Below are 17,598 nucleotides of genomic sequence, written 5' to 3'. Positions count from 1 at the left end.
TTTTCTCCCGACGCTTCGGGAAGAAAATTGTATCGAGAACAAGAAAAATTTCATTAAAAACGGTTCTCGATACATTTTTTGTTCCGTTTTACTACACAAAAAACACTCGAACTGACGTTTTTAATAATTACACCCAACGGGGTTACTGAATTGATTTTAATAAAACACAACCCGATGAAACAAGCCATTCGTTTTACACTTCTTCTTTTTTTTCTAAGCTTCAATACAATTGAAGCACAAGAAACCAAACCCAATTGGGCGCTACTTGACTTTGTAAAAATAGATAGTATCAATCCTATTCTATCTCCAAATACAAAACAAAAATTTGTTTGTCCGGTGAGCCACAAAGAAGTGAGTTGGGAAGAACGCAATGTCCTTAATCCATCTGTAATAGTAAAAGACAATAAAGTATATCTCATCTACCGAGCGCAAGACAATCAAATGACTTCTCGTTTAGGATTAGCGATTAGCGAGGATGGTTTGCACTTCAAGAAAGAAGCCGAACCTATCTTCTTTCCTGACAATGACAGCATGAATTCCTACGAATGGAAAGGCGGCGTTGAAGATCCAAGAGTAATCGAAAGTCCCGATGGTTCGTATATAATGACCTACACTTCGTATGATGGCAAAGTGGCTCGATTGTGTTTTGCTACTTCCAAAGATTTGAAGCATTGGACAAAACAAGGTTTGGTTTTAAAAGACGAAAAATACAAAGACCTTTGGGCAAAATCGGGTGCTATTGTAGGCGAAAGAAAAGGAGATAAAATTGTAGCCGCTAAAATTAACAATCAGTATTGGATGTATTTTGGAGATACCGACTTATTCATGGCGTATTCTGAAGATCTTATTCATTGGAAAGCCGCTATCAACGAAGAAAATCAAAAAATGATTAGTGTATTACATCCTAGAATGGGATATTTTGATAGTCGGTTAGTGGAACCAGGGCCTTTTGCGCTTTTACAAAAAGAAGGCATTGTACTAATCTACAATGGTAGTAATGCAGCCAATTACAATACTGCCGAATTACCCAAATTTACCTATGCAGCGGGTCAAGCCTTATTTGACAAAGACCAACCATACAAATTAATTGACCGTACTCAAAATCATTTCATTCATCCTGATAAACCCTATGAAAAAATGGGTGAGGTAAACGAAGTGTGTTTCGTAGAAGGATTGGTTTTCTTTAAAAACAAATGGTTTTTGTATTATGGAACTGCCGATTCAAAAATTGCAGTTGCGGTGCGAAATCAGTAGTTATTGGTGTAAACTTTCAGCAATTTTCAAAGCACATTTTTCGCCATCAATAGCTGCCGAAATAATTCCGCCTGCATACCCTGCTCCTTCTCCGCATGGATACAGACCTTTGATTTGTAAATGCTCCAACGAAATTCCATCTCTTGGAATTCGAACTGGCGAAGAAGTTCGCGATTCAGGGGCGTGCAAAATAGCTTCATTGGTCAAATACCCTTTCATGGATTTTCCAAATTCGGTAAAACCTTCTCGTAGAATCTGACTTAAAAACCCAGGAAACACCTGTCCCATCTCCACCGAAGTAGTTCCAGGAACATAGGAGGTAGCTGGAATACTAGACGATACTTTATTATGAGTAAAATCCACCATTCGTTGGGCAGGTACACGTTGTGTTTTCCCTGCTAAATGCCATGCTTTTTGCTCGATACTTTTTTGAAATTCCATTCCAGCCAAAGGTCCGAATTTAGCAAATGGTGCAAAATCTTCCAACTTCAATTCAATGACAATTCCTGAATTGGCAGTAGCCTGATCTCGTTTGGATGGCGACCAACCATTGGTAACCACTTCGCCTGGACTAGTAGCACAAGGGGCAATAACGCCTCCGGGACACATACAAAAGGAATACATCCCACGGCCACCCACTTGTTTCACTATCGAATACGGAGCGGGAGGCAAATGCTCACCTCGATAATCGCAACTGTACTGAATACTATCAATTAACGATTGTGGATGCTCAGCTCGCACACCTAAAGCAAAAGGCTTAGCTTCAATCAACACTTTTTTACGATCCAATAATTCAAAAATATCACGTGCCGAATGCCCTGTTGCCAATATAATTTTATTGGCTTCAATGGTATCTCCTTTTTGAGTTACTATACCTTGTACCTCATTATTCTTAATCAAAATATCAGTAACGCGAGTCTCAAACAAAACCTGTCCACCACATTCAATAATTTTTTCGCGAATATCCTGAATAATTTGAGGAAGCTTATTGGTTCCAATATGCGGATGTGCATCAACTAAAATATCGGGAGTAGCTCCAAAACCCACTAACAATTCCAAAATTCGAGTCACATCTCCTCGCTTTTTTGAACGCGTATACAACTTGCCGTCAGAATAGGTTCCTGCTCCACCTTCACCAAAACAATAATTAGAATCTTCATTCACAATATGATCGCGGTTAATGGCTTTCAAATCACGACGACGACCACGAACATCCTTTCCACGTTCAACAACAATGGGTTTTAATCCTAATTCTATCAATTGCAAAGCGGCAAAAAGTCCTGCTGGACCAGCGCCAATCACAATTACTTCCTGTTTATTTGCAACATTTGGATAATCCGGAAGTGCTATAGATGTCTCTTGAAAAGATTCGCCTTGTAAATAAATGACTACTTTCAAATTGATTTTAATAGCCTTTTGGCGCGCATCAATAGAACGTTTCAATACAACAACCTGCTGTATATCAGACACACCCACCTTAATTTGTTTAGACAAATACTGTTGGAGCAAAAGTTGGTTTGCAGCAATTTCAGGACTAACTTGGAGTAATAATTCTTTAGGCATGGTGCAAAGGTAGAAAAAGCATTGCTTTTTTATTGCATCTTTTTATGAGGATTACTTTCTTCAAAAGCTTTCAAAGCAAAAGAAGCCAACCAATGCTCCCCTTCATAATTACCATCAACTACGGAAGCTAAAGAAAAATTAAGATGTTCATTAGCTAAAGTTTGTAAATGTAAAAACTGTTTTGGGTACTGATGAATCAAATGAAATAGATTCCAAGAACGACTGAAATTCAACCCATCTAAATGCACCAAATGCCCATCGGTTCTATCGGAAACTTTGGCCACTTCCCAACTAAATTTTGTATCAAAAAGAGGTGGTGCAAATTGAGCAAGCCAACTTAAAAAAGTAGTTGGTGGTAAAACACGTTGCATAATTCCAATTTCTTCCATACAAGGTGAAAGAAAATCGGTTCCGCTTGGCTCCCAATTGAATGGGCAGTTTTCGTCTTTCATAAATAAACGAATCGCATTCTCTTGTATACTATTTTGAAACTGCTTATTATTAGTGAAAACAGCATAATCCCAAGCAAGACTCAACCCAAATGCTGTATTGGTATGAGTTCCTGCTCGGATAGAATACAATAATTTAGGTAAAAATTCCATATAGCGAGTCACTATCAAGTCCGACAATGGTCTTAAATTTTGAGCCAAATCTTTGGCATACGCATCAGGACTAGTATCTAATTCCATTTGAAGTTGTAACAACCAAGCCCAGCCATACGTTCTTTCAAAAGAACTTTCGTGTTTTTTGGAAAGATAATTGATTTCGGTTTGAATATTTTCTTTAGATAAATTAGTTTTCAATTTATTGATTATTGCTTCTCGATACGCTAGACCAGGAAATCTTTTCAATAAATAGACTAAACTCCAATGTCCATGTACCGAAGAATGCCAATCAAAACAACCATAAAAAGCGGGATGAAGGTTTTTTGGAGCAGCAATTTCTGAACTATTCACTAACAACTGTTGTAACTTGTTTGGATATTCTTGTTGCAAACATTTTAATGGCAAAGATGCCAAATGATTGGCTTTTTCCAAACTTAATTCCTGAGCAAATAAAGACGAATAGGTCAATAATAGTAGTGCAATTGTACTCTTCATAAAAATATTTTTATCAAATATAATTATAAAAATTAGGCAAACAACACAATCCAAAGTTTGTACCTTTGCTATTCAATTGTAAAAAATGGAACGAAAAATTAAATTAATTTGGGATTTTAGAGGTCCTGCTGCTGCAAAAACAGCAGAACATCACGAAATTCACCTCAAAGAATATAGTGCTATTGAAAAACTACCTCTCAATATCACTGGTTTTGAACTACTAAACGAAATGCATGCAATTGCTTATATGGTGGTTACTGACGACTATATGATTGCGGTACGCGATGCACTCAAGCCACACCGCGGAGAAATTTACCAAGAGTAAAGCGCTAGTTAGCTACCTCACTAATGAATTTGATACGCATCAAACGCAATTCGTCAATATCATATTCACCATCAAATTCTTTCAGTGCATCTTCAATTTTATCAGATTCAGATTCCATAAAATAATCGTGAATTTCTTCCTGTTGCTCATCATCCAATAAATCATCAATCCAATATTTAATATTGAGTTTAGTTCCGGAATACACAATTTGCTCCATCTCCTTGATCAAATCATCCATCGACATTCCTTTGGCGGAAGCGATATCATCTAGTGACAATTTGCGATCGATGTTTTGAATAATATACAATTTGTTTGCCGAATTAACTCCGGTAGATTTTACCACCAAATCATCCGGACGAACAATATCATTATCTTCTACATAACGACTTACTAACTCCACGAATGGAGCGCCGTATTTCTTAGCCTTACCTTCTCCTACACCATGAATATTGATTAATTCATCTTGTGTAATAGGATATTTTAGAGCCATATCTTCAAGCGAAGGATCTTGGAAAACCACAAAAGGCGGCACCCCTAATTTCTTAGCTACTTTTTTACGTAATTCACGCAACATACCCATCAAAACTTCATCGGCAGTTCCAGAAGACTTCGCTGCAGTTACAATAGCGTCATCTTCACTTTCATTATATTCATGATCTTCAGACATCATAAAAGAAGTTGGATTTTTGATAAAATCCAATCCTTTAGCAGTGATTTTCACAATCCCATAGGTCTCAATATCTTTAGCCAAATAACCCGCTACTAGTACCTGGCGCAATAAAGCCATCCAATACTTTTCCTCAAAATCAGCACCACAACCAAAAAAGGATTGTGAATCGGTTTTGTGCGCTTTAATAATAGCATTAACACGACCAATCAAAGTAAAAACCACTTCTTTGGATTTATACAAATGTTTAGTATCTCTTACTACTTCTAGCAATTTAACCACATTGTTTTGAGCCTCAACTTTAGTTTTTGGATTGCGAACATTGTCATCCATATCAGCGCCTTCACCAGTTTCGCTATCAAATTCTTCCCCAAAATAGTGGAGTAAAAATTTACGTCTAGACATCGAAGTTTCAGCATAAGCCACTACTTCTTGTAACAAAGCAAATCCAATTTCTTGTTCTGCTACAGGCTTACCCGACATGAATTTCTCTAATTTTTCAACATCTTTATAAGAGTAATACGCAAGACAGTGACCCTCGCCTCCATCTCGTCCCGCACGTCCTGTCTCTTGATAATAACTTTCCAGTGATTTTGGAATATCGTGATGAATTACAAAACGAACGTCCGGTTTGTCAATTCCCATTCCAAAAGCAATAGTAGCCACAACCACCTCAACATCTTCCATCAAAAACATATCTTGATGTTTGGCTCTGGTTTTAGCATCCAATCCCGCGTGATACGGCACCGCACTAATCCCATTTACTTGTAAAACTTCGGCAATAGCCTCTACTTTCTTACGGCTTAAGCAATAAATAATACCCGACTTACCTTTGTTTTGTTTGATAAAACGAATAATATCCGATTCAATATTTTTCGTTTTAGTTCGCACTTCATAATACAAATTGGGTCTATTAAATGAGGCTTTGAAAGTTCTAGCATCCGACATATCCAAATTTTTCAAGATATCTTCTTGAACTTTAGGAGTTGCCGTAGCAGTCAAACCAATTACAGGCACATCACCTCCTAATTGCTTGATAATATATCTCAAATTGCGGTATTCAGGTCTAAAATCGTGTCCCCATTCTGATATACAATGCGCTTCATCAATGGCAACAAAAGAAACCGTTACGGATTGAAGAAATTGTACATATTCATCTTTGGTCAATGATTCTGGGGCAACATATAATAATTTAGTGATTCCAGACGTGATGTCTTTCTTCACTTGAGTAATTTCTGTTTTGGTTAAAGAGGAATTCAATACATGAGCAATACCATTTTCTGACGAAAGACTTCGAATAGCATCCACCTGATTTTTCATCAAAGCAATCAATGGCGAAACTACAATGGCAGTACCTTCCTGTATCAAAGCTGGGAGTTGATAACATAGTGATTTACCTCCTCCTGTGGGCATAATCACAAAGGTGTTTTGTTTTTCAAGAATACTTTTGACAACCTGTTCTTGCAATCCTTTAAATTGACTGAAGCCAAAATACTTCTTTAATTCTTTATGGATATCAATTTCGTTTGAATTCATTCTTTATTATGTGGGATTTTGTATAAATTTGCATCACATAAAGATACAATTTTCTTTTACAATCGCAAATTTAATGATAACAACGCAAAATATTTTGGCTACAGCCAAAAAAACCATAGTTTCAGAAAGCCAATCCATTGCTAAACTAGCTGATTTTCTGAACGAAAACTTTGCAGAAGCGGTGCAGAAAATTTACCACTCCAAAGGCAGACTAGTCGTTACCGGAATAGGAAAAAGCGCTATTATTGCTCAAAAAATGGTAGCTAGCTTCAATTCAACAGGAACTCCATCACTATTTTTGCATGCAGCCGAAGCCATTCATGGTGATTTAGGTATGCTACAGAAAGACGATATTGTAATCTGTATTTCTAAAAGCGGCAATAGCCCTGAGATTAAAGTTTTAGTCCCTTTATTGAAACGTTTTGACAATCTTTTAATAGCTATAACCGGAAACATGAGCTCTTTTTTGGCGCAAGGATCTGATTTAGTATTAAACACTACTGTAGATAGCGAATCTTGTCCTAATAATTTAGCACCAACAAATAGCACCACGGCTCAATTGGTAATGGGCGATGCGCTAGCAGTTTGCTTAATGGAAATGCGTGATTTCAAAGCCGAAGATTTTGCTGTTTACCATCCAGGTGGCGCCTTAGGCAAAAAACTATTGCTTCGTGTAAAAGACATGTTGGAAAATTCCTTGAAACCAATTGTAGCTCCAGATGCACCTATCAAAAAAGTGATTTTCGAAATTTCGGAAAAACGATTGGGAGTAACCGCTGTAGTGGAGAACAACAAAGTGGTTGGAATTATTACCGATGGAGATATTCGCCGCATGTTAAACGATAGAGATTCCTTTGCAGATCTAACTGCCCAAGACATCATGACTAAAAACCCTAAAACAACTACCTCAGAAGCGATGGTAATTGATGCTTTCAATCTTATGGAAGACTTCAAAATTACCCAACTGATTGTGGTAGACGATTCAGAATTCAAAGGCGTATTGCATTTACACGATATTTTAAAAGAAGGAATTATATAATGGCGAAGAAAAACTTAAACGAAATGTCGTTTTTAGATCATCTAGAAGAACTACGATGGTTATTGGTTCGAAGTACAATTGCCATTCTGATTTTGGCGACAGCCACTTTTTTTGTAAGTGACTATATTTTTGATGTTATCATTTTTGGACCTACAAGCCCTGATTTCATCACCTATCGATTTTTTTGTGATTTATCACATCAATTAGGTTTTGCCGATAGTATCTGCGTAACCGAAATGCCTTTCATCATCCAAAACACCGATATGGAAGGACAAGTCAACATCTTAGTATGGACGTGTATTTTATCTGGATTTATTTTGGGATTCCCTTACATCTTATGGGAATTATGGAAATTCATTAGCCCAGCCTTATACGAAAAAGAAAGAAAACACGCCAAGCTATTCATTTTCGTCTCTTCTATGCTTTTCTTTTTAGGAGTTCTTTTTGGCTACTTTGTGGTTATCCCAATGTCGGTTAACTTTTTTGCTACCTTCAAAATTAGTGACGTAGTCAAAAACCAATTCAGCATTGATTCGTATATCGGAATGGTAAAAACAAGTATTGTAGCGAGTGGTTTGTTCTTTGAATTGCCAATCATCATCTATTTCTTGACCAAGCTAGGATTAGTAACACCAACTTTCTTGAGAAAATACTGGAAATATGCAGTCGTAATCATTTTAATAGTAGCCGCTATTGTGACCCCTCCCGATGTGGTGAGTCAAACTATTGTCGCTATTCCGATGTTGATCATCTATGAGGCGAGTATCCTGATATCTAAAATTGTAGTTCGTAACCAAAAGAAAGAAAATGGCTGATATAGTTCAAGAATTTAATGACTACCGTTCTAAAATGAACGAAAAATTATTGGCAGACAACAATAAAATTGTCAAACGCATCTTTAATTTGGATACCAATGCGTATGCCGAGGGTGCTTTGGATGTAAAAACCAAAGAATTGCTAGGGTTAGTTGCTTCTGCTGTTTTGCGTTGTGACGACTGTGTAAAATACCATTTAGAAACAAGCTACAAAGAAGGTGTGACCAAAGAGGAAATGATGGAAGCTATGGGAATTGCTACTTTAGTAGGTGGCACCATAGTAGTACCTCACTTACGAAGAGCCTATGAGTTTTGGGAGGCTTTAGAAAATAATTAATTTACCAATGAACCTCAATTGCTACATTTATCAATTGATTAATTTACACATTTAAGATGATATTAAGAGCAGACAATCTAATCAAAACCTATAAAGGCCGTAGTGTTGTAAAAGGGATTTCGGTAGAAGTGAACCAAGGAGAAATCGTGGGGCTTTTAGGGCCTAATGGAGCCGGTAAAACTACTTCTTTCTATATGATTGTAGGCTTGGTCAAACCCAACTCAGGCACAATTCACTTGGACAATCTAGACATTACCGATTATCCTATGTACAAAAGAGCACAGGCGGGGATTGGCTATTTGGCTCAAGAAGCCTCTGTTTTTAGAAAACTAAGTATCGAGGACAACATATTAAGCGTACTACAATTAACTACCTTATCGAAGGCCGAACAAGAAGCCAAAATGGAAAGTTTAATTGCTGAATTTAGCTTGGAACACATCCGTACTAACCGTGGGGATTTACTTTCAGGAGGCGAAAGACGTCGTACCGAAATTGCGCGTTGTTTAGCAACCGACCCAAAATTCATTTTATTAGACGAACCTTTTGCAGGAGTGGATCCGGTTGCTGTAGAAGACATTCAGCGAATTGTAGCACAGTTGAAAAATAAAAATATTGGTATCTTAATTACTGACCATAACGTACAAGAAACCTTGGCCATTACTGATAAGACCTACTTGATGTTTGAAGGAGGAATTCTAAAAGCAGGTATCCCTGAAGAATTAGTAGAAGACGAAATGGTACGCAGAGTGTACTTGGGGCAAAATTTTGAATTGAGAAAGAAAAAATTAGAATTCTAATATTCAAAAGGATGGAAAAACCAAGTAAAGAAACACTAGAAAAATGGAGAAAAGACCCTAACAATTGGAAATGGGGTTTCCTCTATTACAACAAAGAAGACAAGCGATTACTCCCTCCAAAAAGAATCGAATGGATGGGTTGGACGGTCAATTTTGCCAATCCAAAATCAGTTTTGTTATTTGTAATATTTATGGTCTCTATCTTTTTTGCAATGTTACTATTTAATTCTTTCAATAGCCTTTTAGTTAAGATGTCGTCTTGAACCCTTTATTAACTGCAACAGATAGTAATACATAAATTACAATTACTAGAGGAATCCCTGCATATTGAAAACTAGTAATTAAAACTACCGAGCAGATAAAAAACCTTATTTGAAGCGCATTCTCTTTGAAACTAAATTTTTTGATTTTTAAAGAAAATAACGGAATCTCAGCATTAAGCATATATACACTCAACAAAGTAATAAGGACTAATACCCATGGATTCGTTAGTAATTCTAATACCAACATCGAATCAGAATATTGTAACACCAAAGGCAAACTCAAGATAAATAAGGCATTTGCAGGTGTAGGCAAGCCAATGAAAGAATCCGTTTGACGAGTATCAATATTAAAATTAGCCAAACGATAGCAAGAACCTAAAGTGATTAAGAAACCTAGAAAAGGCCAAGGCTCCATAGACCAACCCCATTGTGGGAAAGAACTCGAGCTTCCCATTAATTGATACATCACAATTCCAGGAACAACCCCACTAGTAACCATATCGGCTAAGGAATCCAATTGCAATCCAAGCGGACTTGACACTTGAAACAAACGAGCAAAAAAGCCATCAAAGAAATCCAAAAAAATACCTAAGCTCACCCAGTAAAAAGCCATTTCAAAATCGTTGTTCAAGGCAAATACCACCGCAATGCAGCCACAAAAAAGATTCATCAAAGTAATGGCATTAGGAATATGCTTTTGTATAGTCATCATAATTCAAATTATTCGGATCGTCGAGAGCAAATTTAATACAATAAGTGGAAGAGAAAGAGATTTGAGACCCATTTTTTATTCCCATCCCTCACTTTACTATAATTTAAACTCCAATTCTGAATTCACTTCATAAAAAAGTTTATTTTTGAAACCAATAAAATACACCCCAAAATACTACTACAATGAAGTCTTCCTTATTAAAAAAAATGTTGTTTTTTATCCTGTTTTGGTCGAGCATCCAAATCGGGTATGCGCAACGCACATTCCTTTCTAAAGAAGCCAAAGCAAGTGTGCTAACTTGTGGTACGGGTAACGAAGTCTATGCCTTATTTGGTCATACTGCCATTAGAATAACAGATGCAACCAATGGAATTGATGTTGTATACAACTATGGCGCCTTTGATTTTAGCACTGCTAATTTTGCTTTAAAATTCGTTAAAGGCAACCTTCAGTATTTTGCTGTTGCCAATTCGTATTCCGATTTTATTGCCAATTATACGTATGAGAAACGTTCGGTTTATGAGCAAGAATTATCCCTTTCAGCATCACAAACACAACAGTTATTTGACAACCTGAACCAATCCCTTCTACTAGAAAACAGAGAATACACCTATAAATTTATTGACCAGAATTGTACTTCTATGGCGGCAGAGGTAATCAACCGCTCCTTAAACCAACATCTCATTGTCAAAAAAGGCGATACCGATAAAACCTACCGAACTATTTTATTTCCCTATTTCAATAACCATTTCTACGAACAACTAGGCACTAGTATTATTTTTGGAACCAAAACAGACCAGTTAGGTACTGTTATATTCTTACCCTTTGAACTGAAAAAAAGTTTGGATCAAATACAACTAAACCATCAACCAATAGTACGCCAGAACAAAACCCTACTCGAATTCCAACCGGAACCAGCCAACTCTTGGTGGAACAATCCTTACACTTACATCCTCTTTTTAGTGCTTATTGTAGGGCTCAACAAAAAGAGCATGGACAAAATTTACCTTACCATCATGGCAGTTCTAGGAGTGGCATTCGTGCTATTAGGAATCTATTCAACCCACTTAGAATTAGCCAATAACTACAACATCTTACTATTCAACCCAACGCTTTTAGTCTTGTTATATTTCGCAAAAGCCAACAATACAAAGTGGATAAAATACACGCTAGTATTTAACTTAATCGCACTAGGAAGCTACACCCTACTACTACTTAACAAAGCCCACCTTTGGATAGTAGCCCCTTTGATCATTACCAGTGGAATTCTATTAATAAGACGTTTTTGGAGAAAAAAAGAATCATTAAATTTATAAATGTATCAATTTGAAAATAAGTACATCTTAATGAATCTTAATTACTTAATGGTTCAATAACTTACCTGTTCTTCCATAGAGCGAAGCGACTTTCTTATAATTTCTTATATGACTTATATGGTTCAATAACTTATATACTCTTCAATAGAGCAAAGCGACTTCTTATATTTTCTTATATGACTTATTATGGTTTAAAGTTTTTTAACCACAAAGACCGCAAAGCCCTTCGCCAAACTCAGGAGACATCAAGTAGATTCACAAAGTGAATAATCTTAATGTAACTTAATTTCTTAATGGTTCAATAACTTATATGCCCCTTCCATAGAGCGAAGCGACTTCTTATAATTCCTTATATGGCTTATATGGTTTAACGATTTACGAGGTACGAGGTACGAGGTAAGAGGTACGATATGCGATTTACGAAGTTTTATACATACTTCATTATAAAAATCTATATCGAATATTGAACATTAGAACATTAGAACTACGAATTTTGAACAAAGAACCGACAACAGACAACCAACAACAGGTAACAGATAACAGACAACAGATAACTGAAAACCGTCCCTACTTCCCAAAGAAATCCTTCATAATAATTCTAGTAAACTTTCTAGCACCTTCATCGTTCAAATGCCCGCAAGAAGAGAAATACTGATCGCCTTCAACGGCATTCTCATAATTGTAAATCTCAGGATACTTGGATTTTACTTTATCAAAATAATCCATGCCCTTCACATTGGAACACATCGGAGTCATTAAGGAAATTAATCGAATATGATGCGCCTTACAAATGGCTTTGATTTCTTTGTAGTATTTATTATCCAACGGATTCAAAGCACGAATATCATTCTTCATGTTTCCTTTCTTCTTACCACTCAAAGGATGATACCCTAAATTTTCCAAATAATTAGTAGGAACACCACGCCAACTTCGATTCATTTCACGAAAACCAATTTTAGTTTCAAAAGCCACATAACGATAAAACGGAATGTAATACAATTCCCAAAAATCATGCTCCTGAGCAAAGTGCTCTTTGATAATTTTGGAATCATGAAGATACGGCAAAAATTGCGCTGAAATCCCGGCGTCTCGTTTTTCGTTAGCCAAATTCAAATCGGTTTCTAGAATCAAATTCTTAATTACAAAATGACGTTCCACCATCAATTTCAATAACAACGAAGCTTCAAATAAATGCGAAGCACTCATACCGTAGTTGAACGTCTTGATTCCTTTTGCTTCAAATAGAGGCGCTACAAAATGGTTATTGGCTCTGGACGAACCTAAGAAAACCACATCATATTGTTGCGGACTAGCGTGATACACATATTCAATTTTTCCTCTTGTAGAAGATTGCTTAAAAATCGTAGTATACACCCAATCCAAAACTACTGCTAAAAGCAGAACCGTTACGAGTACGAAGGCTATTAAACGTATAAATCTTTGCATTAGAATTGAAAATAAATAAATTCTTTATAATCCGAATAAGTTCCCAAAGCCAAAATAGCGGCCAAGCACAATACTAGTTTTAAACCGCTATATTTTCCTGAAATAGGTTCCACTTGGGTACGCGAATTCCACTCCACCACAACAAAAGCAACAATCAAAAACAGCAACTCATAATTGTAGCGTTCATTTTTCAAAAATTGAGAAGTAAAATGCTGATCCGTAAAAATACGCTGAATATAACGCAACGCCTGTTCAATCGAATTGGCTCTAAAGAAAATCCAAGCCAAACAACTCAACAAAAACGTACTTAGAATACTTCCCACAATACGCACCGAATGCCAATCGTGAGTTAAAACTACTGTTTCCATATTGTTGCGATTTCGTTTGAGCAACAATAAAGGCAAAAAGTACACCGCATTGATTAATCCCCAAACGATGAACGTCCAATTGGCACCATGCCAAAAACCACTCACCAAGAAAATAATAAACGTATTGCGAATTTTCATTCCTAAACCGCCACTACTCCCGCCTAACGGGATATACAAATAATCCCGAAACCATGACGAAAGCGAAATGTGCCAACGACGCCAAAACTCGGCTATATCTCTCGAAAAATAAGGATAATTAAAATTACGTAACAAATCGATTCCAAACAACTTCGACATTCCTAACACCATATCCGAATATCCTGAAAAATCACCATAAATCTGGAAGGCAAAATAAATAGCTCCCAAAATCAAAGATAACGAATTCATATTGGGATAATAATCAAAAATAGCATTCGCATAGGTAGCACAAGTATCGGCAATAACTACTTTTTTGACCAATCCCCATAAAAATTGATAGACTCCTTCCCTCGCTTTTTCAAAATCAAAATGACGTTTGACTTTTACCTGTGGCAACAAATGAGTGGCACGCTCAATAGGCCCGGCCACTAAAAGCGGAAAGTAACTCACAAAAAGAGAATAATCAACAAAATTGGTTTCGGCTTTAATGCGTTTCAAATAGATATCAATCACATAGGACAAACCATGAAAGGTGTAAAATGAAATCCCGACAGGTAATACGACGTTCAAGAGTAACGGACTTGTCGACCAGCCTATTGAATTCAAAGCTTCTGAAAGAGAGCTAGCGAAAAAATTATAGTATTTAAAAACGCCTAGAAAACCTAAATTAACACTGATACTCAACCAAAACCAAAACTTTCTTCCCCATTCGGTTTTGCCTTTTTCAATTTGGAGACCCGTATAATAATCCAAGAAAGTAGAAAAAACCAACAAGAATAAAAAGCGCCAATCCCAACAGGAATAAAAATAATAACTCGCCACAATTAATACCGCATTCTGACTGCTTTTGGTTTTATTAAAAACAAACCAATACAGCACAAAAACTAGGGGTAAAAAAACCGCAAAGGATAACGAGTTAAAAAACATAAATGTGGGTATCGAAATTAAAAGACGCGAAATTAAGATATATTCTTTTTACAAACTAATAATATACGATTTACGGGGTACGATATACGAGTTAAGATATATGATTTACGACCTGAAGCAAAGCCGAATAGAGCAAAGCGACTTTCTTATATTTCCTTATAGGACCTTATATGGTTCAAATATATTTAACCCAAAGACCACAAATACCTTCGGAAAGCTCAGGAGGGCATCACAACAGAGGTTCACAAAGTAAATAATCTTAATGTGCCTTAATTTCTTAATGGTTCTACTAACTTAAATGTTCTTAAATTGAGCGAAGCAACTTTCTTATATTTCCTTATATGACTTATATGGTTCAAATATATTTAACCACAAAGACCACAAATACCTTCGCAAAGCTCAGGAGGAGATATCACAGAGGTTCACAAAGTGAATAATCTTAATGCAACTTAATTTCTTAATGGTTCAACTTACTTGAATGTTCTTAAATTGAGCGAATCGACTTTCTTATATTTCCTTATATGACTTATATGGTTTAAATATATTTAACCACAAAGACCACAAACACCTTCGCTAAACTCAGGAGGGCATCACAGAGGTTCACAAAGTGAATATTCTTAATGCAACTTAATTTCTTAATGGTTCAACTTACTTATCTGGACTTGAATTGAGCGAAGTGACTTTCTTATAATTCCTTATATGACTTATATGGTTTAAAAAAAGTGATCAATATAAAACTTGAAACAAAGAACAACGAAGTTTGATTCAAGAGATTGCCTGCCTGCGGTAGGCAGGCTTCACTTCGTTCGCAATGACATACAACCAATAACCGACAACAAACAACCGACAACCAATAACTGATAACCGATAACTGACAACTGATAACCAAAAAAAAATCCCCAAAGAATAACTCTCCAGGGATTACTATTAAAATCGTAAACGATTACTTCTTACTTATCTAAAACCGCAAAAGTAGAATTCATACTCTTGAACTCAGGGACAATTTTCTTCATTTGGCTAACGATAGCTTCATTATCAAAAACATCTGAACCCGTAATCAATTCAATAATATCTTGATGCAAGTCTTCAAATTCTTCTTCCATCTCCTGAGCAATCATAATCTTCTCATGATGCGTTGGAATAGTCTTAGCCGAATCATTCAGCAATTCCTCATACAATTTCTCTCCCGGGCGAAGCCCAACCACATCAATTTTAATATCGACATCAGGTGTAAATCCAGCCAACTTAATCATTTTGCGTGCTAAATCATAAATCTTAACAGGTTTACCCATGTCAAAAATATAAATTTCGCCTCCATTACCCATGGCACCTGCTTCCAAAACCAATTGGCAAGCCTCAGGAATCGTCATAAAATACCGAATAATATCCTTGTGTGTAATGGTTACAGGACCTCCTGCAGCAATTTGTTTCGTAAACAAAGGCACAACCGAACCATTGGATCCTAATACATTTCCAAAACGAGTCGTAATGAATTTGGTCACCACCCCTGTTTCCTCTTTTTTATGTTTCCATTGTAACGATTGCACATATTTTTCGGCGATACGTTTACTTGCACCCATCACATTCGATGGATTCACTGCCTTATCGGTTGACACCATCACAAACTTAGCCGCTCCATATTTACAAGATAAATCGGCTACATTTTTAGTTCCCTTCACATTCGTCACAATAGCTTGTGCAGGATTTTCCTCCATCAATGGAACGTGTTTGTACGCCGCAGCATGATAGACTACCTGAGGTCGATAGGTCGCAAAAACAGATTCCATTGCTTTTTTACTTCGCACATCGGCAATCAAACTATAAATTACCGTGTCAGTTTCTAATTGTTGGATTTCCAATGTCAATTGATGCAAAGGCGTTTCGGCCTGATCCAACATCAAAACAACTTTAGGATTGAATGTCAAAACCTGACGCACAATTTCACTACCAATAGATCCCGCAGCACCCGTAATCAAAACTGTTTTATCTTTCAATTGTTTAGAGATTGATTTATCATCCAAAACAATCGGTTTGCGCTCTAATAAGTCTTCAATCTGTATGTTTTTAATTTTTTGAGAAATCTCTTTTTGATTCTCCCAATTAGTAATCGGCGGAACCGTGAATGCTTTATAATTAAATTCCAAACACTGATCTACAATATGAATTTGTTCTTCTTTCGTCAAGCTTTTATCTGCTATAATAACGCCTTCAGCACCTATGGAACGCATCAAAGCAGGTAATTTTTTTTTCTGTGCCAAAATAGGCAAATCCAACAAACGTTTAGAACCGTTTTGATTGTGATGATCCACAAAACCAATTACTTTAAAACGAGCTGGAGTTGCAAAATTCAATGCATTGGCAACCGAAATAGCATTGGCATCAGTCCCATAAATAATGGTTCGAACTAATTTATTTTTGGAATTATCTGAAAAATACAATTCAAACGCGCGCTTAACAACAATACGATATAAAAACAATCCGCAAAAAGCAAATACAGTATTAATAAACAAAGCGGTATTTAAAAATGCTTTTTCTTGAAAATTCAATTCATATAATAGATTGAACAGCAAGAAAAACACTAATATAGAAACTTGCGAAAACAACAACTTAACCGCATCGATATAAGAGGAATGGCGAATAATCCCAGAATAGGTTCTAAACAACCAAAACGAAAAAACATTCATTGTCAAAAAGAAGACGATAAACTCTTTCCAATAGGGCGTAATAATAAAAGTCAACCCTGTTCCTCTAAATAGTAAAAAACTAAACAAACAAGCAGCCACAAGGACTCCCATATCGATAGCAAGAACAATCCATCGAGGCAAATAATTCAAACTACTAATACTGAATCGCAGATTTTCTCTTGAAAAATAAGATGTAGAATTAGTTTCTTTTGCAGACATAATTGGTATTCAAATGACTAAGTTGTAAATTGTATTGTCCAAAATTTCACTTTGGTTCAACTCAAAAGTAAATAAATTTATGGAATAAAAAA

General features: G+C 36.2%; 15 protein-coding genes. 8 read left to right on the top strand and 7 right to left on the bottom strand.

What is annotated here, in order from left to right:
- Nucleotides 1-174: 174 nt before the first annotated feature.
- Nucleotides 175-1,254, top strand: coding sequence for a glycoside hydrolase family 130 protein (locus RMR09_RS03040; protein WP_310594346.1), 1,080 nt, complete (start codon nt 175-177; stop codon nt 1,252-1,254).
- Here RMR09_RS03040 and RMR09_RS03035 read toward each other — a convergent pair whose 3' ends face one another.
- Together RMR09_RS03035 and RMR09_RS03030 are read right to left on the bottom strand one after the other, a co-directional pair.
- On the bottom strand, nt 1,255-2,817 hold the full coding sequence (locus RMR09_RS03035) for an FAD-dependent protein (RefSeq protein WP_310594345.1): 1,563 nt from the start codon (nt 2,815-2,817) through the stop codon (nt 1,255-1,257). It abuts the gene before it with no gap.
- A gap of 29 nt (nt 2,818-2,846) precedes the next feature.
- Nucleotides 2,847-3,917, bottom strand: coding sequence for a DUF2891 domain-containing protein (locus RMR09_RS03030; protein ID WP_310594344.1), 1,071 nt, complete (start codon nt 3,915-3,917; stop codon nt 2,847-2,849).
- Between the two features lie 85 nt (nt 3,918-4,002).
- On the opposite strand from RMR09_RS03030, the gene RMR09_RS03025 reads away from it, so the two are divergent.
- Entirely contained in the window at nt 4,003-4,242 is a 240-nt protein-coding gene (locus RMR09_RS03025; RefSeq protein ID WP_310594343.1) for a hypothetical protein, read from the top strand.
- Nucleotides 4,243-4,246: 4 nt separating this feature from the next.
- On the opposite strand, the gene recQ is transcribed toward RMR09_RS03025, so the two are convergent.
- Entirely contained in the window at nt 4,247-6,445 is a 2,199-nt protein-coding gene (recQ, locus tag RMR09_RS03020) for a DNA helicase RecQ (RefSeq protein WP_310594342.1), read from the bottom strand.
- A 73-nt stretch (nt 6,446-6,518) separates the two neighbouring features.
- Here recQ and RMR09_RS03015 point away from each other — a divergent pair, with 73 nt between their 5' ends.
- Genes RMR09_RS03015 through RMR09_RS02995 form a run of 5 tightly spaced genes read left to right on the top strand, consistent with a single transcriptional unit; the run spans nt 6,519 to nt 9,696 of the window.
- Nucleotides 6,519-7,484, top strand: coding sequence for a KpsF/GutQ family sugar-phosphate isomerase (locus RMR09_RS03015; protein WP_310594341.1), 966 nt, complete (start codon nt 6,519-6,521; stop codon nt 7,482-7,484).
- On the top strand, nt 7,484-8,299 hold the full coding sequence (tatC, locus tag RMR09_RS03010) for a twin-arginine translocase subunit TatC (RefSeq protein WP_310594340.1): 816 nt from the start codon (nt 7,484-7,486) through the stop codon (nt 8,297-8,299). Before RMR09_RS03015 ends, tatC begins: the two co-directional genes overlap by 1 nt.
- Nucleotides 8,292-8,636, top strand: a complete 345-nt coding sequence (locus RMR09_RS03005; protein ID WP_310594339.1) for a carboxymuconolactone decarboxylase family protein — start codon at nt 8,292-8,294, stop codon at nt 8,634-8,636. The genes tatC and RMR09_RS03005 overlap by 8 nt, the downstream gene beginning before the upstream one ends.
- A 56-nt stretch (nt 8,637-8,692) precedes the next feature.
- Nucleotides 8,693-9,433 carry an LPS export ABC transporter ATP-binding protein gene (lptB, locus tag RMR09_RS03000; protein ID WP_310594338.1) on the top strand — a complete coding sequence of 247 codons (741 nt, stop codon included), beginning with the start codon at nt 8,693-8,695 and terminating at the stop codon, nt 9,431-9,433.
- 11 nt (nt 9,434-9,444) lie between these two features.
- Nucleotides 9,445-9,696, top strand: coding sequence for a DUF5808 domain-containing protein (locus RMR09_RS02995; protein ID WP_310594337.1), 252 nt, complete (start codon nt 9,445-9,447; stop codon nt 9,694-9,696).
- On the opposite strand, the gene RMR09_RS02990 is transcribed toward RMR09_RS02995, so the two are convergent.
- A complete protein-coding gene (locus RMR09_RS02990) occupies nt 9,680-10,405 on the bottom strand; it encodes a CDP-alcohol phosphatidyltransferase family protein (RefSeq protein WP_310594348.1) in 726 nt (241 codons plus the stop codon). The two genes, RMR09_RS02995 and RMR09_RS02990, sit on opposite strands and share 17 nt — an antisense overlap.
- Before the next feature lie 185 nt (nt 10,406-10,590).
- Between RMR09_RS02990 and RMR09_RS02985 the strand changes: the two genes are divergently transcribed.
- Nucleotides 10,591-11,724: a DUF4105 domain-containing protein gene (locus RMR09_RS02985; protein ID WP_310594336.1), complete on the top strand. Its 1,134-nt coding sequence runs from the start codon at nt 10,591-10,593 to the stop codon at nt 11,722-11,724.
- 567 nt (nt 11,725-12,291) lie between these two features.
- On the opposite strand, the gene RMR09_RS02980 is transcribed toward RMR09_RS02985, so the two are convergent.
- From RMR09_RS02980 to RMR09_RS02970, 3 genes are all read right to left on the bottom strand, one after another.
- Nucleotides 12,292-13,170, bottom strand: coding sequence for a hypothetical protein (locus tag RMR09_RS02980; protein ID WP_310594335.1), 879 nt, complete (start codon nt 13,168-13,170; stop codon nt 12,292-12,294).
- A complete protein-coding gene (locus RMR09_RS02975; protein WP_310594334.1) occupies nt 13,170-14,603 on the bottom strand; it encodes an MBOAT family O-acyltransferase in 1,434 nt (477 codons plus the stop codon). The genes RMR09_RS02980 and RMR09_RS02975 overlap by 1 nt, the downstream gene beginning before the upstream one ends.
- Nucleotides 14,604-15,553: 950 nt before the next feature.
- Entirely contained in the window at nt 15,554-17,506 is a 1,953-nt protein-coding gene (locus RMR09_RS02970; protein ID WP_310594333.1) for a nucleoside-diphosphate sugar epimerase/dehydratase, read from the bottom strand.
- Nucleotides 17,507-17,598 lie beyond the last annotated feature (92 nt).

It is taken from the genome of Flavobacterium sp., assembly GCF_031537875.1.
In the GTDB taxonomy this organism is placed as follows: domain Bacteria; phylum Bacteroidota; class Bacteroidia; order Flavobacteriales; family Flavobacteriaceae; genus Flavobacterium.
This window is presented reverse-complemented; position numbering and strand designations above follow the sequence as displayed.

What these genes read in the sequence shown, in the direction of transcription:
- RMR09_RS03040 (WP_310594346.1), top strand. Translation starts at nt 175, where the DNA reads ATGAAACAAGCCATTCGTTTTACACTTCTTCTTTTTTTTCTAAGCTTC.
- RMR09_RS03035 (WP_310594345.1), bottom strand. Translation starts at nt 2,817, where the DNA reads ATGCCTAAAGAATTATTACTCCAAGTTAGTCCTGAAATTGCTGCAAAC.
- RMR09_RS03030 (WP_310594344.1), bottom strand. Translation starts at nt 3,917, where the DNA reads ATGAAGAGTACAATTGCACTACTATTATTGACCTATTCGTCTTTATTT.
- RMR09_RS03025 (WP_310594343.1), top strand. Translation starts at nt 4,003, where the DNA reads ATGGAACGAAAAATTAAATTAATTTGGGATTTTAGAGGTCCTGCTGCT.
- recQ (WP_310594342.1), bottom strand. Translation starts at nt 6,445, where the DNA reads ATGAATTCAAACGAAATTGATATCCATAAAGAATTAAAGAAGTATTTT.
- RMR09_RS03015 (WP_310594341.1), top strand. Translation starts at nt 6,519, where the DNA reads ATGATAACAACGCAAAATATTTTGGCTACAGCCAAAAAAACCATAGTT.
- tatC (WP_310594340.1), top strand. Translation starts at nt 7,484, where the DNA reads ATGGCGAAGAAAAACTTAAACGAAATGTCGTTTTTAGATCATCTAGAA.
- RMR09_RS03005 (WP_310594339.1), top strand. Translation starts at nt 8,292, where the DNA reads ATGGCTGATATAGTTCAAGAATTTAATGACTACCGTTCTAAAATGAAC.
- lptB (WP_310594338.1), top strand. Translation starts at nt 8,693, where the DNA reads ATGATATTAAGAGCAGACAATCTAATCAAAACCTATAAAGGCCGTAGT.
- RMR09_RS02995 (WP_310594337.1), top strand. Translation starts at nt 9,445, where the DNA reads ATGGAAAAACCAAGTAAAGAAACACTAGAAAAATGGAGAAAAGACCCT.
- RMR09_RS02990 (WP_310594348.1), bottom strand. Translation starts at nt 10,405, where the DNA reads ATGACTATACAAAAGCATATTCCTAATGCCATTACTTTGATGAATCTT.
- RMR09_RS02985 (WP_310594336.1), top strand. Translation starts at nt 10,591, where the DNA reads ATGAAGTCTTCCTTATTAAAAAAAATGTTGTTTTTTATCCTGTTTTGG.
- RMR09_RS02980 (WP_310594335.1), bottom strand. Translation starts at nt 13,170, where the DNA reads ATGCAAAGATTTATACGTTTAATAGCCTTCGTACTCGTAACGGTTCTG.
- RMR09_RS02975 (WP_310594334.1), bottom strand. Translation starts at nt 14,603, where the DNA reads ATGTTTTTTAACTCGTTATCCTTTGCGGTTTTTTTACCCCTAGTTTTT.
- RMR09_RS02970 (WP_310594333.1), bottom strand. Translation starts at nt 17,506, where the DNA reads ATGTCTGCAAAAGAAACTAATTCTACATCTTATTTTTCAAGAGAAAAT.